Genomic DNA, 23,475 nt, shown 5'->3' with positions numbered 1-23,475 from the left:
CGAGGGGCTGCCGAAGTTACGGCGACGCTGGACAACCTTGCGGCCTACGCTCATTTGACGCGGAATGTGCCCGCGCATCTGTTTGATTTGTATCACGAAGCCACGTTGGGCCGCGTGGATCTGGTGGAGTTTATGGCGGCTGAGAACCCTGCTGCTCTGGCCGCACTGCGGGCGCGGTTTCAAGCTTTGGCGGACGCTGGCCTTTGGATCACCCGGCGCAATTCCATCGCGGCGATGATGGGGGCGGGGGAATGATCGCCACGCCGAGCCCAATCGTCCAAGGCTGGTGCCCCGGTGCGCTGCGCCCGATGCGGTCGGGTGATGGTTTGGTGGTACGTATTCGTCCCCGCGCGGGCAGGCTTATCCCCGATCAAGCGCGGGGGATTGCGCGGCTTGCGGACCTGCATGGTAACGGGCTGATTGATCTCTCCAACCGCGCAAACCTGCAACTGCGGGGCGTCACCGACGCCAGCCATCCGGCTTTGATCGACGGTTTGCGGGCGCTGGATTTGATTGACGCCGATGCAGCGGATGAGGCGCGTCGCAATATCATCGCAACGCCGTTCTGGACCGAGGCTGACCCGACTCAACGCCTCGCTGGGCAGCTTGCCGACGCGCTGACGGCCCCGGATGCCCCACAACTGCCCGGTAAGTTTGGCTTTGCGGTGGATACGGGGGCCGCGCCAACTTTGCGCGATGCGTCTGCGGATATCTGGTTGGAAACTGGCGCGGATGGCTTGCTGCTGGCCAGCCATTCCGAACGCGCGCTTCCTGTTCTCCTTGATACCGCCGTCGGGGAGGCAATCGCTTTGGCGCGGTGGTTTATCGAGCAAGGTGGCGTGACGGAGGGCAGGGGGCGGATGGCGGGGTTGTTGAAACGCATTCCGCTTCCAGCTCGATTTACCGCCAAGCGCCTCGCCCCGACGCCGCAACCGCGCCCCGGCCAAACGGCTCAGGGGCGGTTAGTTGCGTTTGAATTTGGTCAGATGCAGGCCGAAACCTTGGCCGCGCTTGCCGATCTCGGCGCGCTACGTCTTACCCCGTGGCGGATGCTCCTGATTGAAAATCTGACCGACGCCCCGCAAATCGCGGGCGTGATCACGCGCGCGGATGACCCGATGCTGCGGGTGATCGCTTGCACGGGCGCGCCCGGTTGTCTGCAAGGTCATGCTGCCACGCGTCCGCTTGCCCGCGCCCTTGCGCCCACCTTGAGCGAAACGCTGCATGTCTCGGGTTGCGCAAAAGGCTGCGCGCATCCCGGCCCTGCGCCGCTGACGCTTACCGCCACTCCCACGGGCTTCGCCTTTATTCGCAATGATACCGCCTCTGGCACTCCGCTGCGTGAAGGGCTATCCGCGGATGACCTGATGGCCCGTCCCTCAATCCTGACCGAGTTCCCCTGATGCCGCACAGCTACATCACCGATGGTGCCGAGATTTACCGCCGTTCCTTCGCGATGATCCGCGCCGAGGCGGATTTGGCGCGGTTTACGCCCGAGGAGGAAATCGTCGCGGTGCGGATGATCCATGCCGCCGGGATGGTCGGGCTTGAGGCGTATGTGGAGTTTTCCGCAGGCATGGCGATTGCGGCGCGGGCGGCTCTGGAGGCAGGTGCGCCAATCCTATGCGATGCGCGGATGGTGTCGGAAGGTGTCACCCGTGGCCGGATGCCTGCGGGCAATCAGGTGATTTGCACGTTGCATGACGCTTCGGTGGCCGCGTTGGCAAAGGGAATGGGCAACACCCGTTCCGCTGCGGCGTTGGAGTTGTGGCGACCGCACTTGGCTGGAGCCGTCGTCGCCATCGGCAACGCCCCCACCGCGCTGTTCCACCTGCTGAACATGCTGGAAGACCCAACCTGTCCGCGTCCTGCCGCGATCATCGGTTGCCCGGTCGGTTTCATCGGCGCGGCGGAGTCGAAAGCCGCGCTGATGGAGGTGCTGCCGGTGCCGTCGCTGATCGTGCGCGGGCGGCTCGGCGGTTCGGCGATCACCGTGGCCGCGATCAACGCGCTTGCAAGCCGGGTGGAGTGAATGGGCAAAATCATCTGCACAGGACTTGGCCCCGGCGACCCTGATCTGATCTCGGTAAAGTCTGATCGGTTGATCCGGGGGGCCGCGCATGTCGCCTATTTCCGCAAGGCAGGTCGGGCGGGTCAGGCGCGGCAGATCGTGCAAGGGATGCTGGCGGCGGGCGTTACCGAATATGCGATGGAGTATCCGGTGACCACCGAGATGCCGTTCGACAGCCCGGAGTATAACGACGCTCTGGCGCAGTTCTATGATGATTGGGCGACCCGGCTGGCTTTGGTAGCTCAGGCCGAAGATGTGATCGTTTTGTGTGAAGGCGATCCGTTTTTCTATGGTTCTTTCATGCACTTACACACCCGCCTGCAAGGCCGTGCCGAGGTCGAGGTTATCCCCGGTATCACCGGCATGACGGGCTGCTGGAACGCCGTGGGCACGCCGTTCACTTGGGGCGATGATGTGCTGTCGGTGTTGATGGCGACGCTGCCCGAGGCTGATCTGGTCCACCATATGCAGCGGTCGGATGCGATGGTTATTATGAAAACCGGCCGCAATTTGCCGAAAGTTCGTGCGGCATTGCAGGCGACGGGCCGTTTGGCCGATGCTTGGCTGGTGGAGCGTGGCACGATGCCGACGCAGCGTATCGCGCGTTTGTCCGAAGTGGATGCCGCCGATTGCCCGTATTTCGCCATCGTATTGGTCCACGGCCAAGGTCGCCGCCCGGAAATGGCGGGCATGGAATGAGCGGTTGGCTGGCTGTCGCAGGGCTTGGGCCCGGTGATGAGAACATGGTGACACCCGAGGTCCGCATGGCTTTGGCCGAGGCGACGGATGTGATCGGCTATTTCCCCTATGTCGCCCGCGTCGCTGCGCGTGAGGGGCTGAACTTGCACGGATCGGACAACCGGGTTGAGATCGACCGCGCCGACCATGCGCTGCGATTGGCGTCCGAGGGTGCAAAGGTGGTGATCGTGTCCTCCGGCGATCCGGGGGTGTTCGCGATGGCTTCGGCGTTGTTTGAGGCGTTGGAAAAGCGCCCGGATTTGCACGGTTTGGATATTCGCATCCTCCCCGGCATCACCGCGATGCTCGCCGCTGCTGCCCATGCCGGTGCGCCGTTGGGGCATGATTTCTGCGCGATTAATCTAAGCGACAACTTGAAACCGTGGGAATTGGTGGAGCGTCGCCTGCGTCTCGCCGCCCAAGCCGATTTCGCGATGGGGTTCTACAATCCGCGTTCCGCAAGCCGTCCGCACCAGTTCGCGCGTGCTTTGGAGATACTGTTAGAGGAATGTGGCCCAGACCGCTTGATCACCTTCGCCCGCGCTGTATCGACACCGGAAGAACGCATCCTGACCGTGACATTGGCCGAAGCCACACCGGAGATGGCCGATATGCGGACAGTGGTTATCGTCGGAAATTCGGCAACGCGCCGCGTTGGGCGCTTCGTTTACACGCCAAGATCGGCATGAGCCAGCCAGCGCATCACCTCGGCCACCGAGGCCACTACTTCCCGCGCGGGGAGGGTCGGGCGGTCGATCAAGATCACCGGAAGCCCCAATGCGCGCGCCGCGATCAGCTTGGCCTCGGCCCCCGCACCGCCTGCGTTCTTGGCCACGATGTGGCTGATATTATGTTGGAGCATCAGCGCCTTATCGGCATCAGCGTCAAACGGACCCCGCGCCAGGATAACCGTGCAGTCGGGCAAAGGCGGCGCTTCGGGCGCATCAACCAAGCGCAGCAGATAGTGGTGCGGCTTGGCGGCAAAGCCCGCGAGATTTTGCTTGCCGATGGCAAGAAAAACCCGTGCGGGACTGTCGGGCAAGGCTCGAACGGCAGCGTCCACGCTGGGAACATGGCTCCAGTTATCGTCGTTGCCAGCTACCCAAGAAGGGCGCTCAAGCGCGAGCAACGGCACGCCAGCGAGACCGCAAGCCTCAACCGCATTGCGGCTCATTTGGGCGGCAAACGGGTGGGTGGCATCGACGACCGCGCGGATGCTCTCAGCGCGCAGATACGCCACCAAGCCGCTAACGCCACCGAAGCCTCCAACCCGCGTGGGCAAGGGCTGCGTCACGGGGCCATCGGTGCGACCAGCGTAAGAGAACACCGCGTCCTTGCCCTCGGCAGCCAAAGCCCGCGCCAAAACGCTGGCCTCGGTAGTGCCGCCCAAGATAAGAATGCGCGTCATGGATAAGCCTTGGGTTGCAATCATCGGTCTGGGCGAAGATGGCCTGTCGGGGCTGTCGGATGCAAGCCGTGTGGCGTTGGCAGGTGCCGAAATCATCTTCGGTGGGCCGCGGCATTTGGCTTTGGTAGGGGCGGGGGATCGCGGCCGCGCTTGGCCGGTGCCGTTTTCGGTGGAGCCTGTGCTGGCGTATAGGGGTCAAAACGTCGCCATTCTGGCCTCGGGTGATCCGTTCTGGTTTGGGGCGGGTAGTCGTTTGGCGGCGCATCTGGAGCGCGAGGAATGGGTTGCCTTTCCCGCAGTTTCAACCTTCCAACTCGCCGCAGCACACCTCGGTTGGCGGATGGAGGAAATCACCTGCCACGGCCTGCACGCCGCCCCGTTTGAGCGGCTGCGCCCGGTGTTGACCAAAGGCCACCGCGCGATTTGCCTCGTGCGGGACGGCGATGCGCCGCAAGCCCTCGCCAAATGGCTGACCGATCAAGGCTTTGCCGCCAACCTGACTATTCTGGAAGCTCTCGGCGGCCCAAACCAGCGTATTCGCACGACCACTGCCGAAGCATTTGCGCTGACTGATATTACCGCGCCCGTCGCAGTCGCCATTGAAATCACCGCAGGCGTCGGGCTTTCCCGCGCCTCTGGCCTAGACGACAGGCTGTTCGCAAATGACGGGCAAATCACAAAACGCCCGGTGCGCGCGCTGACGCTTTCGACGCTTGCTCCCCGGGTGGGGGAGATGCTGTGGGATATCGGCGCGGGTTCGGGCTCGATTTCGGTGGAATGGTGCCTCGCCGGAGGTCGCGCGCTGGCGTTCGAACTGCGCCCCGAGCGCGCGGTCAATATCCGCACGAATGCCGCCCGTTTTGGCGTAGATCACCGTTTGACCTGCATCGAAGGCGTTGCGAATGAAAGCCTCGCCAGCCAGCCGATCCCTGACGCGGTATTCATCGGCGGCGGCGGCAATGCGGCGCTTTACGATCAGCTATGGAGTATTTTGCCAGCTGGCACCCGAATTGTCGCCAATGGTGTGACCCTAGAAACTGAAAGCCTGCTGGCCATTCAGCACGCTCAACGCGGCGGCAATCTGCTGCGCATCGAGCTTGCCACAGCAACTCCATTGGGCCGGATGCGTGGTTGGGATGCCTCGCGCCCGGTCGTGCAATGGAGTGTTATCCGATGATCGTCGCGGGTTTGGGCTTTCGCAAAGACGCCGGGATCGACAGCCTGCGCGATGCTTTGGCGGGTGCGGGGGGCGATCTGGCGCAAGCCTTGGCGACCGCTGAGGACAAGGCTGACGCGCCAGTGATCTTGGCTCTCGCTGCGGAACTGGCACTGCCTTTGCACGCTATCCCGTTGGCCGCGCTGAAAAATCAACCGACCCTAACCGAATCAACCCGCGTCCATACGCTCTACGGCACAGGCAGCCTTGCCGAAGCCGCCGCTCTTGCCGCTGCTGGCCCGGGCGCTCGGCTGTTGGGTCCGCGCGTCACATCCCAAGACGGCATGGCCACCGCAGCCCTTGCCGAAAGGAGCAACCCATGACCATCCATTTCATCGGCGCTGGCCCCGGCGCGCCTGACCTGATTACGCTGCGTGGTCGCGATCTGATCGGCTCCAGCCCGGTCTGCCTTTATGCAGGGTCGCTGGTGCCGCAAGCTCTGCTGGCCCATTGCCCACCGGGTGCGCGCATCGTCAACACCGCGTCGCTGTCGCTGGATGAGATCATCGCTGAACTCGCGAGCGCCCATGCCGCAGGCCAAGACGTCGCCCGTCTGCACTCGGGTGATCTGTCGGTGTGGTCGGCGATGGGTGAGCAACTGCGTCGCCTGCGCGCGCTGAATATCCCCTATGATGTCACTCCCGGAGTGCCGTCGTTCGCCGCTGCCGCTGCTGCTTTGGCGACCGAATTGACCTTGCCGGGTCTGACGCAATCGGTGGTGCTGACCCGCACTTCTGGTCGTGCCACAGCGATGCCGGACCGTGAAAACCTGCCCGCTTTTGCCGCTACCGGAGCCACCCTCGCGATCCACCTCTCGGTGCATGTGCTTGAAAAGGTTGTCGCAGACCTCACCCCCCACTACGGCCCTGATTGCCCCGTCGCCGTGGTCTGGCGCGCGACTTGGCCGGATGAGCGCATCGTCCGCGCCACGCTCGCCACCTTGCAAACCGCCATCGGCGCGGAGATGGAGCGCACGGCGTTGATCCTCGTCGGCCCCGCTTTGGCTGCCGAGGGCTTTGAGGAAAGCCGGCTTTATGCTGGCGACTACGACCGCCGTTTCCGCCCTGTCGGCACCGACCCACGCTTCCCGGATGCCACATGAACCCCAATTTTAACATTCCGGGCCTGCTCATATCGGCCCCCGCTTCCGGCACCGGCAAGACCACGCTGATGCTGGGCTTGCTCGCCGCGTTCCGGGCACAGGGGCTAAAGGTGCAGCCGTTCAAATCTGGTCCCGATTACATCGACCCAGCCTTTCACGCCGCAGCTTCGGGTCGCGCCTCGGTCAATCTTGACAGTTGGGCAATGACTCCGGCGCGGATCGCAGGGCTGGCTTCGGTGGCGCAGGATGCTGATTTGATCCTCGCTGAAGGTTCGATGGGGCTGTTTGATGGCGTTGCCAAACCGGGCGAGTTCGGCAGCGGAGCCAGCGCCGATATCGCGCAAATGATGGGCTGGCCAGTGGTTTTGGTCTTGGATGTCTCCGGCCAAGCCCAATCCGCCGCCGCCGTCGCCAAAGGTTTTCAGATGTTGCGGCCCGAGATGCCGTTCGCGGGCGTGGTGCTGAACCGCGTCGCCTCGCCACGCCACGAAGCCCTTGTGCGGGCGGGGATGGCGGATGCGGGCATCACGGTTTTGGGTGCGCTGCCCCGCCGCGCCTCGATTGAACTGCCCGAGCGCCACCTTGGCCTAGTGCAAGCCGAGGAACAGCCGCATTTGCAAGCATTGCTGGCCGAGGCGGGAGCGTTTATCGCTGAAAACCTTAACCTCGATACCCTGCGCGCCGCCGCACGGGGCCATCTGTCGCCAGCGCAACCGCTGCCGATTGTTCCGCCTGCCAACCGCATCGCGCTTGCTCGCGATGCCGCGTTTTCGTTCATCTACCCGCATCTTCTGGCCGGCTGGCGGGCCGCTGGTGCGACGATCCTGCCGTTTTCGCCACTACAAGATGAAGCGCCTGATCCTTCGGCGGAGACCTGCTGGCTGCCCGGCGGCTACCCAGAGCTTCATGCGGGAAAGCTCGCCGCCAACGCCAATTTCCGCCAATCACTGCAAGCCTTTGCCGCAATCAAACCGGTGCATGGTGAGTGTGGTGGCTATATGGCGATGGGCGCGGGTCTGATCGACTCTCAAGGTCAACGCCATGAAATGGCTGGTCTTCTGGGCCTAGAGACGAGCTTTGCCAAGCGCCGGATGCACCTTGGTTACCGGCTTGCATTGACCCATGCCCCGGTGGCTGGCCATCCCGCCAACACGCGCCTGCGCGGCCATGAGTTTCACTACGCGACGATACTTTCGCAACCGGATGCGGCGCTTGCGCATGTGACGGATGCCACCGATGCCGCCGTGGCAGAAACCGGATCGCTGCGTATGCAAGCGGGTGGCGGGCAGTCCTCGGGCACGTTCTTCCATTTGATCGCAGAGGCGACATGACTGGTTTTGTATCCTTTGTATCCTCTGGCCCGGGCGACCCGGAACTGTTGACGGTCAAAGCGGTGAACCGTTTGGCTGCGGCTGAGGTGGTACTGTTCGATGACCTGTCGTCTGGGCCGATCCTTAGCCTTGCCGCGAAAACCGCCGATCTGATCGCGGTTGGTAAACGGGCGGGGCGGCCTTCGCCAAAGCAAGATCACGTCAGCCGTCTGCTGGTCGATCACGCCCTCGCTGGGCAGCGCGTGGTGCGGCTGAAATCCGGTGATTGCGGGATGTTCGGGCGGTTAGAGGAAGAACTGATTGCGCTGCAAGCCGCTGGCATTGCTTATGAAATTATCCCAGGCGTCACCTCTGCCTCTGCCGCCGCTGCCGCTGCTGGTATCCCACTGACGCGCCGCTTGACCGCCCGCCGCGTGCAATTCATCACCGGCGCGGATGTGACTGGAAGCCTGCCGGAAGGCACCAACATGGCGGCACTCGCTGACCCGATGGCGACTACCGTGGTCTATATGGGCCGCCGCACCTTCGCTGATCTGGCCGCTCGGCTGATCGCGCACGGTCTACCCGCCCACACGCCCGCGCTGCTGGCCGAGGCGGTTTCCACCCCCGATCAACAAATCAGCCGCCATACCGTTGCGAGCCTTGCCGCCCATTTGCAAACCGCGCAAAGCCCGCATCCGGCGCTGATCTTCTACGGCCCGCTCGCCGAGTTTCCCGCATGAAACTTTATGTCTGCACGCTCTGCGAACTCGGTCGCACGGGCTTTGCCGACACTTTGCGCGATGCCATGCCGCCCGGTGTGGAAGTGCTTGAAATCGAATGCATGTCCGGTTGCAGCCGCGATCAAACCGTGGCGTTTCGCGAAGATGGCAAGACGGCGTATCTGTTCGGCGACATAACCTTGGCTGACCTGACCGAGTTGCAAAATTTTGCCAAACTCTACGCCGCCTCACCCGACGGCAATTTCCCCGATGCCCGCGTGCTGGGCAATCTGCGCAACAAAGCGATCGCGCGCATTCCGGGTTAAGCTATTCGCGCCAAACTGTCGGGCACGGACCTTGAAAGGCCGCATTTCCGCTTGACCCAAACCGGGGCTTAGGTGACTGATGATTGGGCATGGTGTTCTAAAAAACGCAAAGCGTCTGGACTGAAACGAGAATGGGGAATGGGTGGACCAATCGGCACCCCAAGCCTCAGCCGCCCCCGCGACTGTATGCGGTGAGCGTGCTTCCGAAATGCCACTGGCCATCTGGCTGGGAAGGTGGAAGCCCGCATCGACCCGCGAGCCAGGAGACCGGCCGTGCAAAGAAACGCGAACACCGTCGGGTGTGACGGTATGGAGAGTATGATGACCACGAAGACCCTCGCTTCCAGCAAAGCAACCGCCCTGATGTCAGTGCTGTTTGTTGCATTGCTTGGCACCTCAACCGTATTTCTGACAGGTTTTGCCCATTCGCAAACCCTGCATGACGCCGCCCATGATGTGCGTCACTCCTCTGGCTTCCCCTGCCACTGAACCAATGATCAAACATATGCTGACCAGCGCGTTGATCGCTGGTTTTGCGGCGGGCCTGCTTGCAGCCCTGCTACATTTCGCATTCGTGCAGAAGCTTATCCTTCTGGGCGAAGAATATGAAACCGGCGCATTGGTGCATTTCAACGGGGTCGCAGTTGCGGCCCACGCGGATGATCACGACCACGCCACAACCGAAGCGCCTGCGGCAGACCTAGCAGCAACGGAAGCGCCTGCCGCAACCGAGACTGACGGACATTCACACGAGCACGCGGCTGCCGAAGAAGGCAGCGCATTTTCCCGCAACGCTTTGACCAGTCTGTTCTTTGGGCTCGCCTATGTCGGCTATGGCCTTGTTCTGGTCGCAGGATACGGCTTGGCGCAGGCTTTCGGCAATGTGGTGACGCTGCGCGAAGGGCTGCTCTGGGGTATCGCGGGTTATGCCGCGTTCCAACTTGCGCCCGCGATGGGGCTGGAGCCTGAGCTGCCGGGCACGATGGCCGCTGATCTGGCTGCGCGTCAGATCTGGTGGGTTGGCACGGCTATCTGCACGGCGGGCGGTTTGGCCTTGCTCGGCTATGGCCGCGGTGTGGCTTCGGTGGTGGGTGCGGTCGCGCTGCTGGCGATCCCGCATGTGATCGGCGCGCCTGAGCTGGAAAGCTATTCCGGCGTCGCTCCGCCCGAACTCGCCTCAACCTTCGCGGCACGAACCTTGGGGGTCGGCCTGATCGTTTGGTCGGCTTTGGGAGCTTTGTCGGGTTGGATTTGGTCGCGCCCACAATAGGCGTATGAAAACCAACAAGCGTATGAAAATCAACGCGCGCCGATCCTTGTGGTTGGCGCGCGTTTTGCTGCAAATGGGGCAGCTTTAGGAGGGCATATGTTCGATCTCACTCTCATCGGCATCGGCACAGGAAATCCCGATCACCTTACCCTGCAAGCCATCAAGGCGATCAACGCTGCCGATCTGATCCTGATCCCGCGTAAGGGTGCGGGGAAGGCTGATCTGGCGGAGCTTCGGCTGGCGATCTGCCGCGACGTGCTGAGCAACCCTGCGACACGGATTGTGGAGTTTGATCTGCCGGTGCGGGATGAAAGCATCGCGGATTATAAAGCGCGGGTTGAGGATTGGCATGACCGGATCGCGGCGGTTTGGAAGGGCGCGATTGGGGGGGCTGCAAAGGTGACGTTGCTCGTGTGGGGTGATCCGAGTTTGTATGATTCCACGCTGAGGATTGCGGCGCGGTTGGTGCCTGCGGATCGGGTGCATGTGGTGCCGGGGGTGACGTCTATTCATGCGCTCACGGCGGCGCATGGGATTGCTTTGAATGAGATCGGTGCGCAGTTTGTTGTGACGACCGGGAGAAGGTTGCGGGACGAGGGGTTTCCGGCGGGCGTTGATACGGCGGTGGTGATGCTGGATGGGGAGTGTTCGTTTCAAAGCCTCGACCCTGCGGGGGTGAGCATCTGGTGGGGCGGGTATGTCGGGATGGCTGAGGAAATTATCGTCTCCGGTCCGCTGGCCGAAGTGGGGGCGCGGATTGTGAGACTGCGAGCTGAAGCGCGGGCGGCGCATGGCTGGATTATGGATATTTACCTGCTGCGGCGGTGTTAGGTTTTTGAGAGTGTCCACATGTGGACAGCTGCAAAGTCTGTTAGTTGTCAATGGGTTGGATTGCGGCTTAGGGGTTTGTTAAGGTATAGGGTGGTCTTCGCTATTGTGACCAGCCGCCCGCTTCAACCGCGCCGGGCTGCGTCAATTTTGGCGACGTCGATTTTTTGCATTGTCATCATCGCCGCGAAGGCGCGTTGGGCTTCAGCGCCGCCTGTGGCCAAAGCTTCGGTGAGAGTGCGCGGGGTGATTTGCCAGTTGATGCCCCATTTGTCGCGGCACCAGCCACATTCGCTGGTTTGGCCGCCGTTATCGACGATGGCGTTCCAGTAGCGGTCGGTTTCTTCCTGGTCGTCGGTGGCGATTTGCATCGAGAACGCCTCGGTGTGTTTGAACATTGGGCCGCCGTTCAGACCAATGCAGCGCACGCCGCAGACGGTGAAATCGACGGTCAGAACGTCACCCTGTTTGCCGGAGGGATAATCGCCCGGAGCGCGGAATACGGCGTTTACCTGCGTGTCGGGGAACACCGTGGCGTAGAAGTTTGCTGCGGCTTCGGCATCTTTGTCATACCAAATACAGATGGTGTTTTTTGCAGCCTTTATCATGAGAATCGCCTTTTCATCTTACTTTGAATTCAAGGTAGTTTTTCACCGGATCGGGCATATGGCAAGAAAAAGGCCCGCGCCTCGAGTGCGCGGGCCTTGGTAGTGGCGAGGTTTGGCTTAGCCGTTCAGACCAAACCGTTTAGGAGGCGCTTTCAACGCCTTTGACGAACCAATCAATCGTGGCGAGTTGTTCAAGGCCCATCACTTCGCCAGCTTTGACTTTTTCAACACCATCTTGGTCGAAGATAGGGCCGGTAAAAATGTCGTAAGTGCCAGCGACATAGCCGGCTTTGATCTCATCGGCCAAAGCAACGACATCGGCGGGGATCGCGGGGTTGTAGGGGGCGATGACAACGGTGCCCTCTTTCATGCCATCCCAAGTATCGGCCGAAGTCCATGTACCATCGACAAGCGCTTGTGCGCGGGCGACGTAGTAGGGGCCCCAGATATCTTCGATGGCGGTGAGGTGCGCGGTCGGTGCGAAGGCCGACATATCCGCACCTTGACCAAAGCCGTAGAGGCCCTTTTGCTCTAGGATTTGCAGCGGGCCGGGGCTGTCGGTGTGGGTGGTGACGATATCGCAGCCGAGGTTGATCAGCGTTTCGGTGGCAGCGGCTTCCTTCGGTGGATCGAACCAGCTGTCGATCAGCACCAGTTTGACGGTCGCCGCTGGGTTTTGTTTTTGCGCTGCGAGGGCGAAAGCGTTGACGCCCAAGACGACCTCGGGGACTTTGTAAGAGCCGAGATAGCCAAGCGTGCCGGATTTCGACATTTTGCCCGCAATGGTGCCGAGGACGGCGCGACCTTCGTGGAACTTCGAATTATAGGTGGAGACGTTGTCGGCGCGTTTGAAGCCGGTGCAATGTTCGAACTTCACATCCGGGAACTCGGCTGCGACGGTAAGGGTTTGATCCATGAAACCGTAAGAGGTTGTGAAGATCAGCTTGCAGCCCTGCTGCGCCAGATCGCGGATCACCGGGATGGCGCTTGCATCTTCCAAGACGTTTTCGACGTAGATCGTCTCAACCTTATCGCCGAGGGCTGCGTCGATAGCCTCACGGCCTTTGTTATGCGCCCATGTCCAGCCATAGTCGCCGATGGGGCCGAGGAAGATGAAGCCGATCTTGACCTTATCTGCGGCGTGAGCGGTGGTGCCGACCAGCGAAAGCGTGGCGGCAGCGCCCACGGCTTTCATCAGGCTGCGACGGTTGAGTGTCGTCATGTTAGTCTCCCAGTTGGTGTTTTTAGGTAGAAGGTAGAAAGGGTTTGCCGAGGCAGGCCGGGGCGGATGCGCCAACATTGCCGCGAGATGAGATCAGGGTCAGCGCCACGACTGTCATAATGTAGGGCATAGCCGCCCAGAATTGCGAGGGAATTGCTTGCAGGAACGGCATTGTGTTGCCGAAGCCGTTGGCCTTGGCGAACAATTCCAGCCACATCAGGAAGCCGAAGAAGTAGGCTCCGGCGAGTAGGCGTCCGGTGCGCCAGCCAGCGAAGACGACGAGGGCGAGGGCGATCCAGCCGCGCCCGGCGGTCATTCTCTCCGCCCACATTGGGGTGATCACCATCGAGAAATACGCGCCGCCGATGCCTGCCATGGCACCGCCGAAAGCGATGGCGGCGTAGCGTACTCCGGTCACCGAATAGCCGATCGAATGGGCGGAATGATCGTTCTCACCAACCGCGCGCAGGATCAGTCCGGCGCGGGTGGATTTGAGGAACCATGCGGTGAGCGGCACCATGATCAGGGCAAAATAGACAAGCGGGGAGTAGCCGAACAACAGTTTCCAGATCGGATCTTTTGCCAGCACGTCGGGGAAGATTGAGCCGAATTGTGGTACGATGCGACCTGTGAAGGATTGCCCGATCAGCGACGATAGGCCAGTGCCGAAGATCGACAATGCGAGACCGGTGGCGACTTGGTTGGAGTTTAACTGCAGCACGAGAATGGCGAATAGCATGGACGAGAGGGCACCGCCGGCCGCAGCACCGATGACGCCGAGCCACGGGTTGAAGGTGAAGGCGGTGGCGGCAAAACCGCAGATAGCACCCATCAGCATCATGCCTTCGACGCCGAGGTTTAAGACGCCGGATTTCTCGGTGACAAGCTCACCCAAGCCTGCCAGCAGGATCGGTGTGGTGAGGCCGATGATGGTGACAATCGAGGCGATGATGAATTCCGGGCTCATACGCGCGCTTCCTTTTTGTCAGCGATGGCTGGTTTTGTCGGGATGAAGCGGACGCGGTAGCGGATCAGGATATCGGAGGCGAGGATGAAGAACAGCATCATGGCTTGAAAGATGCCTGCGGTGGAATTCGGGATATGGACGGTGGTTTGGGCGACCTGGCCGCCGACGTAAGTGATGGCGAGGACGATGCCTGCGATCAGGCAGCCGATGGGATTGAGGCGACCGAGGAAGGCGACGATAATGGCGGTGAAGCCATAGCCGGAGGGGAAGCCGAGGTTGACGGCTTTGAGCGATCCGGTGAACTCGAGTGCGCCTGCGAGGCCAGCCATGCCGCCGCCGATCAAAAGGGCTGCCCAGATGGTTTGTTTGGCGTCAAAACCGCCGTGGCGGGCGGCGTGCGGGGCGGAGCCTACGACTCGGATTTGGAAGCCGAACACCGATTTCGACATGATCAGCCAGAAGATGAACGGCAGGATGAGGGCGATTGCGACGCCGAGGTGGACGGTGGAGCCTTGGAATAGGATCGGCAGGGTGAGTTGCTCGGGTAGCGGTGCGGTGGCGGGGAAGTTGCGGCCGTTCGTGTCTTTCCACGGGCCGCCGACGAGGTAGCCTAGCACTTGGAATGAGACATAGGTGAGCATCAGCGTGGTCAGGTTTTCGTTAACATCCCAGCGGATTTTCAGCAGCGCGGGGATGGCGGCCCAAGCAGCGCCGCCGATGATGCCTGCGAGGATCATTGGGATTAAAGTGATGGCGGGGGCGTCGGGGCCAGCGGCGATGCCGACGCCTGCGGCACAAAGTGCTCCGATAACGTATTGGCCTTCGGCGCCGATGTTCCAGATTTGCGCACGATTTCCGATGGATAGGCCGAGGGCGATGATGATTAAGGGCGCGGCTTTGACGGCGACGTCTTGCCATTTGTAGCTGGCAAGGATCGGCGTCAGAAAGATATCAACCACGGCGCGTTGGCCGTCGATGCCGATGGCGTCGAACACCAGCATACCGATCAGCATGGTTAACAGCACCGAGGCGATGGGGGTGGCGATCAGCATGAAGGTGCTGGGGGCGGGGCGTTTTTCCAGCTTAATACGCATGGGCGACCTCCGCCGAGATATGGGTGGGCGCGTTGGGATCGCCGTGGACGCCGCCCATGAGCAGGCCGATTTCCTCGATATTGGCCCCCGCGACGGGCATCGGTTTGGAGAGACGGCCTTCGTTGATCACCGCAAGCGTGTCGCAGAGGGATAGCAGTTCATCAAGGTCTTGGCTGATCACCACGATGGCGGAACCGGTGGCGGCAAGATCGACCAGCGCCTGATGGATGGCAGCGGCGGCACCTGCATCGACGCCCCATGTCGGCTGGCTGACCACCAGAACCTGTGGTTTCTGCATGATCTCGCGGCCCATGATGAATTTTTGCAGGTTGCCACCGGAAAGGCTGTCGGCCATCGCGGCGGGGCCGGTGGCTTTGACCGAGAAGGCGGCGATAACTTCGCCTGCGTAGGTGCGGGCGGAGTGGGCGTTAACCATGCCGCCGGAGACCATGCCCATGCGGTCGCGCGCGGTGAGGATGGCGTTGTCGGACAGGCTGAAATCGGGGACGGCGGCGTGGCCGTTGCGCTCCTCGGGGACCGAAGCCATGCCGGCGAGACGGCGTTGTTTGGCGGTGAGTGGGGCGACGCTTGTGCCGTCGATCTGGATGGCTTCAGGGCTGGTGGAAGGGGTTTCGCCGGAAAGCGCCAGCAGCAGGGCGTTTTGGCCGTTGCCTGCGACGCCCGCGATGCCGAAGATTTCGCCGGCTTTGACCGAGAAGCCGATGTCTTTCAGGGCGATACCGAACGGGCCGTCTTTGGCGACGCTTAAGCTCTGCACGGTAAGTTTAGCGGTACCCAAAGCGCGACCTTCGCCGCGCTGAATGTCTTTCAGACTGCCACCGATCATTTTCTCGGCCATTGAGCGGGAAGTCTCTACGGCGGGGTCGCAGGTATCGACGAGTTTACCGCCGCGCAGGATGGTGGCGGTGTGGCATAAGGCTTTGATTTCGTGCAGTTTATGGCTGATATACAGGATCGAACAGCCTTCGGAGGCGAGTTGGCGCAGGACGACGAAAAGCTGTTCAACCTCTTGCGGGGTGAGCACAGACGTCGGTTCATCCATGATCAAGAGGTTGGGCTTTAGCAGGAGTGCGCGGACGATTTCGATGCGTTGACGCTCACCTACGGACAGGGTTGAGACGATGCGGTGGGGTTCCAACTTCAGCCCGTATTGCTGCATCACGGCGACGATTTTCGCCTCGAGATCGCGGGCGGGTATATTCGCGTCCATGCCAAGCGCGATGTTTTCCAGCACCGTCATCGCCTCAAACAGCGAGAAATGTTGGAATACCATGCCGATGCCAAGCTTGCGGGCGGCTTTGGGGTTCTGGATGGTGATGCGTTCGCCGTTCCAGCGGATTTCGCCAGCGTCGGGCTGCATGATGCCGTAGATCATCTTCACCAGAGTCGATTTGCCCGCGCCGTTCTCGCCCAAAAGCGCATGGATTTCACCGGGTTGCACCGCAAAACTGACCTGATCATTGGCGAGCACGCCGGGAAAACGCTTGGTGATGCCCGAAAGATCAAGGCGGGGCGGTGTTTGCATCGGGCGCGGCTTCCTTCAGGGCTGGTGACGGTGGCGTAGTGGACACTTTGGCAGGCGGCGGTGGCTATGCGGATTGGGGTTGAAAGACTTTCAAGGTTTCGGAGGGTAATGGCTATGGTTTTGCTTGAAAGCGGTGGTTTGGTGTGGTTTTCGAAGGCGGCGGATGCCCGGTTTTTGCGCAGATGGTCAGAGGTAGGTTAGACTGGATGGCTTTGCGGTCGCAAGCGCCGCGTCGGATTGAGGGATAGAATTGTGACGGCTGGATAATAAGGAAATTGTTATTAGCTTCAGTGAGATAGGGATGGTTTCCATGATCGCAGGTTTTGGTGTGTTCCGAAGAAGCGCCGTAATTTCGTGCATATGCTGAAGCTGTTGCTGATTTATGCCGCAGAATGCAGTCGAAACTGGGCTTGATTGCGAAGCGGCAAGCGGCGACTCTGTCGTGAGATATTGAGCAGAAAAGGAGCAGGCGATGGCGGGTGAAGCACTGGATCATGTGGCGCTGCTGCGGCTGGCGATTGCGGAATCGGAAAAGGCCAAGCAGGCGGGAGTGCATCCGTTTGCCTCAATTTTGGTCGGGCCGGATGGCGCGGTGCTGATGACGCAGCACAACGCGTTCATGCCGGATCACGATATGACCGGCCATGCCGAGCGGGTTTTGATGACGCGCGCCTCGACTTCGCTGCCGATGGAGTTGCTGCGGGAGTGCACGATTTACACCTCGGCCGAGCCGTGTGCGATGTGCGCGGGGGCGATTTATTGGACCGGGTTACGGAGGGTGGTTTACGGGATGTCGGAGCATCAGTTGAAAGAGATCACCGGCAACCACCCTGAGAACCCGACGCTGGATTTGCCGTGCCGGGTGGTATTTGAGGCCGGGCAGCGGCAGGTTGAGGTTATTGGGCCGATGCTGGAGGATGAGGCGGCTTTGGTGCATGTCGGGGTTTGGTAAAAAGGGGGGCATCTGCCCCCCTCGGCTTCGCCCCACCCCCTGAGGATATTTATGAATAGGTGAAATTGAGGAGTTAGTAGTCGGGGGCGAAGCCGATTGCGGGGTCGATTTCGCTCGGGCGGCCTTCTAGGAATAGAGCGCCGACGCGTGCAGGGGTGCGGGCGATGATTTTGCCGCTCTTGATCACCAGAAGTTTGGTGGCTTTCAGGCGGAGGGCTTCGGCGGGGTCGCGGGCTTGCAGCAGGATCAGGTCGGCATTGCGGCCTTTTTCCAGACCGTAGTTTTCGAGGCCCATGGTTTTGGCGGAGTTCACCGTCAAAGCGTTGAAAATCTTGGTTTTATCCTCAAGGCTGCCCATCTGTGCGGAGTGGATCGCCATATGGCCGACCTCTAGCATGTCGCCGGAACCCATCGCATACCACGGGTCCATCACGCAATCATGGCCGAATGAGACGTTGACGCCCGCGGCCATCAGCTCTGGCACGCGGGTCATGCCGCGGCGTTTGGGGTAGCTGTCGTGGCGGCCTTGCAGCATGATGTTGATCAGCGGATTGGGGATCACATTCATCTGCGATTCCGCGATCAGCGGGATCAGTTTTGAGACGTAGTAATTGTCCATCGAATGCATTGAGGTGAGATGCGAGCCTGCGACGCGGCCTTGCAAACCGTGGCGGATGCTTTGTTGCGCGAGGGTTTCGACGTGGCGTGAGTTGGGGTCGTCGGTCTCGTCGCAGTGCATATCGACGGGCAGGCCACGGTCGGCGGCGAGGCGGCAGAGGGCTTCGACAGAGGCTTGGCCCTCGGCCATGGTGCGCTCAAAGTGCGGGATGCCGCCGACGATATCGACGCCCATGTCGAGGGCGCGGGTGAGGGATGTGACGCCTTCTGGGGCGCGGTAGTAGCCGTCTTGCGGGAAGGCGACGAGCTGTAAGTCGATGTAAGGTTTTACCTTTCGTTTCACCTCTAGCATCGCCTGCACGGTGGTGAGTTTGGGGTCGGAGGTGTCAACATGGGTGCGGATGGCGAGCAAGCCTTGAGTGACGGCGAGGTCGCAGTAGCGCAGGGCGCGGGTCACGAGTGCGTCAATGGTGAGGGTGGGGCGGAGTTCGCCCCAGAGCGCAATGCCTTCGAGTAGGGTGCCGGAGCGGTTCATTCTGGGTAGGCCGAGGGATAGGGTGGCGTCCATGTGGAAGTGCGGATCGACGAAGGGCGGGGAGGCGAGGCGGCCGGTGGCGTCGATTTCCTCATGGGCGGTGGCTTGGATGTTCGGGGCGATTTCCGCGATTTTGTTGCCCGCGATGGCGATGTCGTAGCCGCTGCGGCCATCGGGGAGGTTGGCGTTTCTTAGGATCAGATCGAACATCGGTGCCCCTTAAAAGTTTGCGGCAGGGTTGCGGGTTTGGCTTGGGGCGTCAAGCGGTGAGGGTGTGGGCAGCCCTGGCGGTGGGGCGCAGCAGGTGAGCGGCGACTCCGATGGCGATGGCGTTTGGGTGTTTGCCAAGGCTTGGGTCGCCGATGGGACAGGTGATTTTGGCGATGGTTTGGGGGGCGTGGCCGAGGACTTTCAGGCGGGATTGAAAGCGCGCCCATTTGGTTTGTGAGCCGATCAAGCCTGCGGATTTGAAGCCGTGCAGGAGGAGGCGGTGGCAGAGGTCGAGGTCTAGGGCGTGGGAATAAGTGAGGATCAGGTGCTCGGCGTTGAGGGGGGCGAGGGGGACGGCGTTGGCGGGGTTTAGGGCGGGGAAGGCCGTGGTGTTATCGGGGATTTGGTCGGGGAAACGGTTGGGGGCGGTGTCGATCCAAGTGATTGCGAGGTCTGGGAGAGGGGCGATTGTGTGGACGAGGGCGCGGCCGACGTGGCCTGCGCCCCAGATCCAGAGTTGCCGAGTGGGGTGAGCGAGGGGTTCGATCATCCAGCCTTGCAGCAGGTGAGGGGTGGGGAGCGTGCCTTGGTTGCGGGCCGATACGAGGAGGCGTTTGACAGCGAGCGGCATGGGCGCGTCGGTGGTGGGGCGAGCGATTATTGGCGTGGGTTCGGGGAGGTTGGCGGCGGTGAAAACCTCGGTGAACAGAGTGACAGCACCGCCACAGCATTGGTTTAACTTCGGGCCGAGGGCGGTGTGGGTGAGGGATTTTGTATGAGACTGCAAGAGGGTGCGGGCGTGTTCTGTGGCTTGATGCTCTAACGCTCCACCGCCGATGGTGCCGGACTGGCCGCCGGAGTCTTTCGAATCCCAGACCAGCATGGAGGCTCCGACTTCGCGGGGGGAGGAGCCTTTGTGGGCGGCTATGACAATGCGGGCGGTGGGGCCGTGTTGGGTTACGGTTTGGGTGAGGGCGGTGAGGTCAAACATGGCGCTGAGCCTGAACGGCGGCAAGGATGCGTTCGGGGGTGGCGGGGGCGTCGAGTCCGGGGTAGCGGGTGCCGTCTCCGCAGGCGGCTATGGCGTCGGAGAGGGCGAGGAAGGCGGAGACGCCGAGGTTGAAGGGGGGTTCGCCGACGGCTTTGGACTTGCCGACGGTGTCTTCTCGGTTGGGTTTGTCCCAGAGCGCGACGTTAAATATGGGCGGGCGGTCGGAGCAGGCGGGGATTTTGTAGGTGCTGGGCGCGTGGGTGGTGAGGCCGCCTTTGGCGTTCCAGACCAGTTCTTCGGTGGTGAGCCAGCCTGCGCCTTGAACGTAGGCGCCTTCGACTTGGCCGATGTCTAGGGCGGGGTTTAGCGAGGTTCCGGCGTCGTGCAGGATGTCGGTGCGCAGGATGCGGTTTTCGCCGGTGAGGGTGTCGATCACGACCTCGGTAACGGCGGCTCCGTAGGCGAAATAGAGGAACGGGCGGCCTTGGCCTTTGACGCGGTCCCAGTTGATTTTAGGGGTGGCGTAAAAGCCGGTGGAGGACAGGGAAATCCGGGCTTGGTAGGCCCAAGCGACGACTTGCGCGAAGGGGAAGGTTTGGCCGCCAGCGCGCATTTCGCCGTTCTCGAAGCGGATTTCGTTGGCTTGGCTGCCGAGTTTGTCGGACAGGAAATCGGCCATGCGTTGCCGGATGATCTCGCAGGCATTTTGCGCCGCCATGCCGTTCATATCGGCCCCAGATGAGGCGGCGGTGGCGGAAGTGTTGGGGACTTTCGCGGTGTCGGTGGCGGTGATTTTGATCTGTGATGTGTCAACGCCGAATACCGAGGCTGCGACTTGGGCTACCTTTTGGTTCAGGCCCTGACCCATCTCGGTGCCGCCGTGGTTTAGGTGGATCGAGCCGTCTTGGTAGACATGCACCAGCGCGCCCGCTTGGTTCAGCCATGTGAGGGTGAAGGAGATGCCGAACTTGACCGGCGTGAAGGCGATGCCACGCTTCAGGATTGGATTTGTGCTATTCCACGCGGTGATTTCGGCGCGGCGGGCGGCGTAATTGCTCGATTTCTCCAACGCGTCGTGGATGTCTTGGCCGATGAAATCTTCGACCTCCATGAAGTAGGGGGTGGTTTGCGGGGCGGAGTTGGCGGGGGAATAGGTGGAACCTGTGCGGTGGCCGGTGCCGGGGCCGGTAAGGTCGGCGGCGCGATAGTAGTTGAGTTTGCGGATCTCGTTGGGGTCTTTTTTGAGCGTATGGGCAATGTGGTCGATGACGCGTTCGATGCCGATGATGCCTTGCGGGCCGCCGAAGCCGCGGTAGGCGGTGGCGGATTGGGTGTTGGTTTTCAGGCGGTGCGATTCAATGCGAACGTCGGGGAGGTGGTAGCAGTTGTCGGCGTGCAGCATGGCGCGGTCGGCGACGGCGAGGGACAGGTCTTGCGCCCAACCGCAGCGCACGAGGTGAATGAAATCTAGGCCGAGGATGCGGCCTTCGGCGTCGATCCCGGCGCGGTAGGTGATGCGCAGATCGTGGCGTTTGCCGGTGATCATCATGTCATCGTCGCGGTCGTAGCGCATTTTGCAAGGTTTGTTCAGGTCGTTCGCGGCAATGGCGCAGGCGATGGCGAGAGCGTTGCCTTGGGATTCCTTGCCGCCAAAACCGCCTCCCATCCGGCGGGTTTCAACGCGCACGGCGGACATGGGAAGGTGCAGTGCGTGGGCTACTTTGTGTTGGATTTCGGTGGGGTGCTGGGTTGAGGAATAGATGTGGACGCCGTCTTCTTGCGGGATGGCGGCGGCGATCTGGCCTTCGAGGTAGAAGTGCTCTTGGCCGCCAACCTCCACTGTGCCCTCGATGATTTGTGGGGCGGTGGCGATGGCGTGGGCTGCGTCGCCTTTGGCCCAAATGATCGGGCCTTGCTCAAAGCGGGAGTTGGCGGCGAGGGCTTGATCAACGGTCAGCAGGGCGGGGAGTTCGGCGTAGGTGACGGCTCCGAGGCGAGCGGCTTTGCGGGCGTTTAGGTGGGTGTCGGCGATGACGAGGAAGACGGGTTGGCCTGCGTGATGCACGGTTCCGGTGGCGAGCAGGGGTTCGTCGTGGGTGGAGGGGGAGCAATCTGGCATCTCGGCGAAGTCGGCGGCGCTGTAGACTTTGATGACGCCGGAGGCTGCGCGGACGGCGGAAAGGTCGATGGCGGTGATGGTGCCGTGGGCGCAGGTGCTTAGGCCGAAGGCGGCGTGCAGGGTGTTTGCGGGCAGCGGAATGTCATCGAGATAACGGGCTTGGCCGGTGACATGCAGCGGGGCGCTGTCGTGTGGAAGGGGTTTGCCCATGGTCATAGTGCGACCTCCAACACGTTGGTTTTGGTGCCTGCGAGGTCGTGGAAGTAGCGGATGAGCAGGTTTTGCGCGGTGGTCAGGCGGTAGGTGGCGGAGGCGCGCATGTCGGTGAGGGGTTGGAAATCTTGGGTGAACCGGGGGAGGGCAGCTTGCAGGGTCTCGAAGGTGAAGGGTTTGTTTAGGATGGCGTTTTCGACATGGGTGGCGCGTTTCGGGATGCCGGCCATGCCGCCGAAGGCGATGCGAGCGGCTGTGATTTGACCGCTTTCGGTGGTGATGTTGAAGCAGCCGAGCACGGCGGAGATGTCTTGGTCGAAGCGTTTGGTAAGTTTGTAGCAGCGTAGGTTTGGCGCGGTGGAGGGGATGGTGATGCCGGCCACGAACTCGCCGGGGTGGCGGTCTTGTTTGCGGTATTCGATGAAGAACGACTCAAGCGGGATGGTGCGGATTTCGTCGCCTTTGCGCAGGTGGAGGGTGGCGCCGAGGGCGATCAGGGCGGGCGGGCCGTCGCCGATCGGCGAGCCGTTGGCGATGTTGCCGCCGATTGTGGCGGCGTTGCGGATTTGCTCGGAGGCGTAGCGGCGCAGCATTTCGGCGAAGGACGGGTGCAGTGGGAGCAGGGCTTCGCGCAGTTGGGCGATGGTGACGGCAGCGCCGATGTGGAGTTGGCCGGGGGAGTGCTCGATCTGTTGCAGGTCGGTGACGGCGTTGAGGAAGGCTACTTGGCCGAGGTCGCGGAGTTGTTTGGTGACCCAGAGGCCGACATCGGTGGCCCCCGCGATTAGCGTGGCGGTGGGGTTTTTGACATACCAGTCGGCGAGATCATCGGAGTTGCGTGGGTGGAACGCGCCGGGGAGGCTGTCTGCCTCCCCGGACCCCTCCGAGGATATTTCCGCAGAGAGGATGACCTTGTCGGTGTGCATCCAGTCGGGGATTGGGGTGGTGGAGGCGGCGATGGCGGCGCGGATGATGGGGGCGTAGCCGGTGCAACGGCAGAGGTTTCCGGCGAGGGTGGTGTCGTGATCGGTGCGGCCTTGCGTGTGGGCGGTGGCCATTGAGGCGATGAAACCGGGGGTGCAAAAGCCGCATTGGCTGCCGTGGTGGGCGATCATCTCGGACTGGACGGGGTGGAGTTCGCCGTTCGGGCCGGAGATGCCTTCGACGGTGCGGACGGCTTTGCCGTGCAGTTGCGGAAGGAACAATATGCAGGCGTTCAGGGCTTTCGGGCCGTTCGCGTCGGTGACCATTACTGTGCAGGCGCCGCAATCGCCTTCGTTGCAGCCCTCTTTGGTGCCGCAGAGCGATTTATCTTCGCGCAGGTATTCCAAAAGGGTGCGCGTCGGGCTGCCGCCCGCGATGCGCACCGGCGTTCCGTTCAAGAGAAACGCTGTCTCGGTCATGGTTCA

General features: G+C 61.9%; 25 protein-coding genes and 1 riboswitch. Of the genes, 15 read left to right on the top strand and 10 right to left on the bottom strand.

What is annotated here, in order from left to right; all coding sequences use genetic code 11:
• The 5 genes from JWS10_RS00645 to cobJ form a co-directional block, all read left to right on the top strand.
• The coding region (locus tag JWS10_RS00645) for a cobaltochelatase subunit CobN (RefSeq protein WP_299503790.1) at window positions 1-255 on the top strand (255 nt) is incomplete at its 5' end.
• Entirely contained in the window at window positions 252-1,403 is a 1,152-nt protein-coding gene (cobG, locus tag JWS10_RS00640) for a precorrin-3B synthase (RefSeq protein ID WP_299503787.1), read from the top strand. The genes JWS10_RS00645 and cobG, both read left to right, overlap by 4 nt.
• A complete protein-coding gene (locus JWS10_RS00635) occupies window positions 1,403-2,032 on the top strand; it encodes a precorrin-8X methylmutase (protein ID WP_299503786.1) in 630 nt (209 codons plus the stop codon). Before cobG ends, JWS10_RS00635 begins: the two co-directional genes overlap by 1 nt.
• Window positions 2,033-2,770 (top strand): precorrin-2 C(20)-methyltransferase, encoded by a 738-nt coding sequence (locus JWS10_RS00630; protein WP_299503784.1) that lies wholly within the window; start codon window positions 2,033-2,035, stop codon window positions 2,768-2,770.
• Window positions 2,767-3,498 carry a precorrin-3B C(17)-methyltransferase gene (gene cobJ / locus JWS10_RS00625; protein WP_299503783.1) on the top strand — a complete coding sequence of 244 codons (732 nt, stop codon included), beginning with the start codon at window positions 2,767-2,769 and terminating at the stop codon, window positions 3,496-3,498. Before JWS10_RS00630 ends, cobJ begins: the two co-directional genes overlap by 4 nt.
• On the opposite strand, the gene JWS10_RS00620 is transcribed toward cobJ, so the two are convergent.
• A complete protein-coding gene (locus tag JWS10_RS00620) occupies window positions 3,477-4,217 on the bottom strand; it encodes a cobalt-precorrin-6A reductase (protein WP_299503782.1) in 741 nt (246 codons plus the stop codon). The genes cobJ and JWS10_RS00620 overlap by 22 nt on opposite strands.
• Here JWS10_RS00620 and cbiE point away from each other — a divergent pair.
• The 9 genes from cbiE (at window position 4,216) to cobF (ending at window position 10,994) form a co-directional block, all read left to right on the top strand.
• Window positions 4,216-5,394 (top strand): precorrin-6y C5,15-methyltransferase (decarboxylating) subunit CbiE, encoded by a 1,179-nt coding sequence (gene cbiE, locus JWS10_RS00615; protein WP_299503781.1) that lies wholly within the window; start codon window positions 4,216-4,218, stop codon window positions 5,392-5,394. The two genes, JWS10_RS00620 and cbiE, sit on opposite strands and share 2 nt — an antisense overlap.
• Window positions 5,391-5,756 carry a cobalamin biosynthesis protein gene (locus JWS10_RS00610; protein ID WP_299503779.1) on the top strand — a complete coding sequence of 122 codons (366 nt, stop codon included), beginning with the start codon at window positions 5,391-5,393 and terminating at the stop codon, window positions 5,754-5,756. The genes cbiE and JWS10_RS00610 overlap by 4 nt, the downstream gene beginning before the upstream one ends.
• Window positions 5,753-6,535, top strand: a complete 783-nt coding sequence (gene cobM, locus JWS10_RS00605) for a precorrin-4 C(11)-methyltransferase (RefSeq protein ID WP_299503776.1) — start codon at window positions 5,753-5,755, stop codon at window positions 6,533-6,535. The genes JWS10_RS00610 and cobM overlap by 4 nt, the downstream gene beginning before the upstream one ends.
• Window positions 6,532-7,866 carry a cobyrinate a,c-diamide synthase gene (locus JWS10_RS00600; protein WP_299503774.1) on the top strand — a complete coding sequence of 445 codons (1,335 nt, stop codon included), beginning with the start codon at window positions 6,532-6,534 and terminating at the stop codon, window positions 7,864-7,866. Before cobM ends, JWS10_RS00600 begins: the two co-directional genes overlap by 4 nt.
• Window positions 7,863-8,588: a uroporphyrinogen-III C-methyltransferase gene (cobA, locus tag JWS10_RS00595; protein WP_299503771.1), complete on the top strand. Its 726-nt coding sequence runs from the start codon at window positions 7,863-7,865 to the stop codon at window positions 8,586-8,588. The genes JWS10_RS00600 and cobA overlap by 4 nt, the downstream gene beginning before the upstream one ends.
• Window positions 8,585-8,893, top strand: a complete 309-nt coding sequence (locus tag JWS10_RS00590; protein WP_299503769.1) for a DUF1636 domain-containing protein — start codon at window positions 8,585-8,587, stop codon at window positions 8,891-8,893. The genes cobA and JWS10_RS00590 overlap by 4 nt, the downstream gene beginning before the upstream one ends.
• 73 nt (window positions 8,894-8,966) lie before the next feature.
• Window positions 8,967-9,184: riboswitch (cobalamin riboswitch) on the top strand.
• A 30-nt stretch (window positions 9,185-9,214) separates the two neighbouring features.
• The gene (locus JWS10_RS00585) at window positions 9,215-9,382 is read left to right on the top strand and encodes a CbtB domain-containing protein (RefSeq protein ID WP_299474760.1); all 168 of its coding nucleotides are present in this window, start codon (window positions 9,215-9,217) and stop codon (window positions 9,380-9,382) included.
• 16 nt (window positions 9,383-9,398) lie between these two features.
• Window positions 9,399-10,163: a CbtA family protein gene (locus tag JWS10_RS00580; protein ID WP_299503767.1), complete on the top strand. Its 765-nt coding sequence runs from the start codon at window positions 9,399-9,401 to the stop codon at window positions 10,161-10,163.
• A gap of 96 nt (window positions 10,164-10,259) precedes the next feature.
• Entirely contained in the window at window positions 10,260-10,994 is a 735-nt protein-coding gene (gene cobF, locus JWS10_RS00575) for a precorrin-6A synthase (deacetylating) (protein ID WP_299503764.1), read from the top strand.
• A 122-nt stretch (window positions 10,995-11,116) separates the two neighbouring features.
• On the opposite strand, the gene JWS10_RS00570 is transcribed toward cobF, so the two are convergent.
• The 5 genes from JWS10_RS00570 to JWS10_RS00550 all read right to left on the bottom strand — a co-directional run bounded on the left by JWS10_RS00570 (window position 11,117) and on the right by JWS10_RS00550 (window position 16,428).
• Window positions 11,117-11,596, bottom strand: coding sequence for a VOC family protein (locus JWS10_RS00570; protein ID WP_299503794.1), 480 nt, complete (start codon window positions 11,594-11,596; stop codon window positions 11,117-11,119).
• Between the two features lie 142 nt (window positions 11,597-11,738).
• The gene (locus tag JWS10_RS00565; RefSeq protein WP_299474764.1) at window positions 11,739-12,821 is read right to left on the bottom strand and encodes a BMP family ABC transporter substrate-binding protein; all 1,083 of its coding nucleotides are present in this window, start codon (window positions 12,819-12,821) and stop codon (window positions 11,739-11,741) included.
• 22 nt (window positions 12,822-12,843) lie between these two features.
• Window positions 12,844-13,788 carry an ABC transporter permease gene (locus JWS10_RS00560; protein ID WP_299503762.1) on the bottom strand — a complete coding sequence of 315 codons (945 nt, stop codon included), beginning with the start codon at window positions 13,786-13,788 and terminating at the stop codon, window positions 12,844-12,846.
• Window positions 13,785-14,882: an ABC transporter permease gene (locus JWS10_RS00555; RefSeq protein ID WP_299503760.1), complete on the bottom strand. Its 1,098-nt coding sequence runs from the start codon at window positions 14,880-14,882 to the stop codon at window positions 13,785-13,787. The genes JWS10_RS00560 and JWS10_RS00555 overlap by 4 nt, the downstream gene beginning before the upstream one ends.
• A complete protein-coding gene (locus tag JWS10_RS00550) occupies window positions 14,872-16,428 on the bottom strand; it encodes an ABC transporter ATP-binding protein (protein WP_299503758.1) in 1,557 nt (518 codons plus the stop codon). Before JWS10_RS00550 ends, JWS10_RS00555 begins: the two co-directional genes overlap by 11 nt.
• A gap of 472 nt (window positions 16,429-16,900) precedes the next feature.
• Here JWS10_RS00550 and JWS10_RS00545 point away from each other — a divergent pair, with 472 nt between their 5' ends.
• A complete protein-coding gene (locus tag JWS10_RS00545) occupies window positions 16,901-17,380 on the top strand; it encodes a nucleoside deaminase (RefSeq protein WP_299503756.1) in 480 nt (159 codons plus the stop codon).
• Window positions 17,381-17,453: 73 nt separating this feature from the next.
• Here the strand turns inward: JWS10_RS00545 and JWS10_RS00540 are convergent, their stop codons facing one another.
• Genes JWS10_RS00540 through xdhA form a run of 4 tightly spaced genes read right to left on the bottom strand, consistent with a single transcriptional unit; the run spans window position 17,454 to window position 23,469 of the window.
• Window positions 17,454-18,743, bottom strand: coding sequence for an amidohydrolase family protein (locus JWS10_RS00540; protein ID WP_299503754.1), 1,290 nt, complete (start codon window positions 18,741-18,743; stop codon window positions 17,454-17,456).
• 49 nt (window positions 18,744-18,792) lie between these two features.
• Window positions 18,793-19,734: a xanthine dehydrogenase accessory protein XdhC gene (gene xdhC / locus JWS10_RS00535; protein WP_299503752.1), complete on the bottom strand. Its 942-nt coding sequence runs from the start codon at window positions 19,732-19,734 to the stop codon at window positions 18,793-18,795.
• Window positions 19,727-22,069, bottom strand: a complete 2,343-nt coding sequence (gene xdhB, locus JWS10_RS00530) for a xanthine dehydrogenase molybdopterin binding subunit (RefSeq protein WP_299503750.1) — start codon at window positions 22,067-22,069, stop codon at window positions 19,727-19,729. Before xdhB ends, xdhC begins: the two co-directional genes overlap by 8 nt.
• Window positions 22,066-23,469 (bottom strand): xanthine dehydrogenase small subunit, encoded by a 1,404-nt coding sequence (gene xdhA / locus JWS10_RS00525; protein WP_299503749.1) that lies wholly within the window; start codon window positions 23,467-23,469, stop codon window positions 22,066-22,068. The genes xdhB and xdhA overlap by 4 nt, the downstream gene beginning before the upstream one ends.
• Window positions 23,470-23,475: the final 6 nt, after the last annotated feature.

This window comes from Cypionkella sp. (assembly GCF_028290025.1).
In the GTDB taxonomy this organism is placed as follows: domain Bacteria; phylum Pseudomonadota; class Alphaproteobacteria; order Rhodobacterales; family Rhodobacteraceae; genus Cypionkella.
Note: the sequence above shows the minus strand (reverse complement) of the source record. Positions and strands in the feature narration are given on the sequence as shown.

Excerpts from the sequence above, each read along its gene's own strand:
- cobG (WP_299503787.1), top strand. The coding sequence starts at position 252 with ATGATCGCCACGCCGAGCCCAATCGTCCAAGGCTGGTGCCCCGGTGCG.
- JWS10_RS00635 (WP_299503786.1), top strand. The coding sequence starts at position 1,403 with ATGCCGCACAGCTACATCACCGATGGTGCCGAGATTTACCGCCGTTCC.
- JWS10_RS00630 (WP_299503784.1), top strand. The coding sequence starts at position 2,033 with ATGGGCAAAATCATCTGCACAGGACTTGGCCCCGGCGACCCTGATCTG.
- cobJ (WP_299503783.1), top strand. The coding sequence starts at position 2,767 with ATGAGCGGTTGGCTGGCTGTCGCAGGGCTTGGGCCCGGTGATGAGAAC.
- cbiE (WP_299503781.1), top strand. The coding sequence starts at position 4,216 with ATGGATAAGCCTTGGGTTGCAATCATCGGTCTGGGCGAAGATGGCCTG.
- JWS10_RS00620 (WP_299503782.1), bottom strand. The coding sequence starts at position 4,217 with ATGACGCGCATTCTTATCTTGGGCGGCACTACCGAGGCCAGCGTTTTG.
- JWS10_RS00610 (WP_299503779.1), top strand. The coding sequence starts at position 5,391 with ATGATCGTCGCGGGTTTGGGCTTTCGCAAAGACGCCGGGATCGACAGC.
- cobM (WP_299503776.1), top strand. The coding sequence starts at position 5,753 with ATGACCATCCATTTCATCGGCGCTGGCCCCGGCGCGCCTGACCTGATT.
- JWS10_RS00600 (WP_299503774.1), top strand. The coding sequence starts at position 6,532 with ATGAACCCCAATTTTAACATTCCGGGCCTGCTCATATCGGCCCCCGCT.
- cobA (WP_299503771.1), top strand. The coding sequence starts at position 7,863 with ATGACTGGTTTTGTATCCTTTGTATCCTCTGGCCCGGGCGACCCGGAA.
- JWS10_RS00590 (WP_299503769.1), top strand. The coding sequence starts at position 8,585 with ATGAAACTTTATGTCTGCACGCTCTGCGAACTCGGTCGCACGGGCTTT.
- JWS10_RS00585 (WP_299474760.1), top strand. The coding sequence starts at position 9,215 with ATGACCACGAAGACCCTCGCTTCCAGCAAAGCAACCGCCCTGATGTCA.
- JWS10_RS00580 (WP_299503767.1), top strand. The coding sequence starts at position 9,399 with ATGCTGACCAGCGCGTTGATCGCTGGTTTTGCGGCGGGCCTGCTTGCA.
- cobF (WP_299503764.1), top strand. The coding sequence starts at position 10,260 with ATGTTCGATCTCACTCTCATCGGCATCGGCACAGGAAATCCCGATCAC.
- JWS10_RS00565 (WP_299474764.1), bottom strand. The coding sequence starts at position 12,821 with ATGACGACACTCAACCGTCGCAGCCTGATGAAAGCCGTGGGCGCTGCC.
- JWS10_RS00560 (WP_299503762.1), bottom strand. The coding sequence starts at position 13,788 with ATGAGCCCGGAATTCATCATCGCCTCGATTGTCACCATCATCGGCCTC.
- JWS10_RS00555 (WP_299503760.1), bottom strand. The coding sequence starts at position 14,882 with ATGCGTATTAAGCTGGAAAAACGCCCCGCCCCCAGCACCTTCATGCTG.
- JWS10_RS00550 (WP_299503758.1), bottom strand. The coding sequence starts at position 16,428 with ATGCAAACACCGCCCCGCCTTGATCTTTCGGGCATCACCAAGCGTTTT.
- JWS10_RS00545 (WP_299503756.1), top strand. The coding sequence starts at position 16,901 with ATGGCGGGTGAAGCACTGGATCATGTGGCGCTGCTGCGGCTGGCGATT.
- JWS10_RS00540 (WP_299503754.1), bottom strand. The coding sequence starts at position 18,743 with ATGTTCGATCTGATCCTAAGAAACGCCAACCTCCCCGATGGCCGCAGC.
- xdhC (WP_299503752.1), bottom strand. The coding sequence starts at position 19,734 with ATGTTTGACCTCACCGCCCTCACCCAAACCGTAACCCAACACGGCCCC.
- xdhB (WP_299503750.1), bottom strand. The coding sequence starts at position 22,069 with ATGACCATGGGCAAACCCCTTCCACACGACAGCGCCCCGCTGCATGTC.
- xdhA (WP_299503749.1), bottom strand. The coding sequence starts at position 23,469 with ATGACCGAGACAGCGTTTCTCTTGAACGGAACGCCGGTGCGCATCGCG.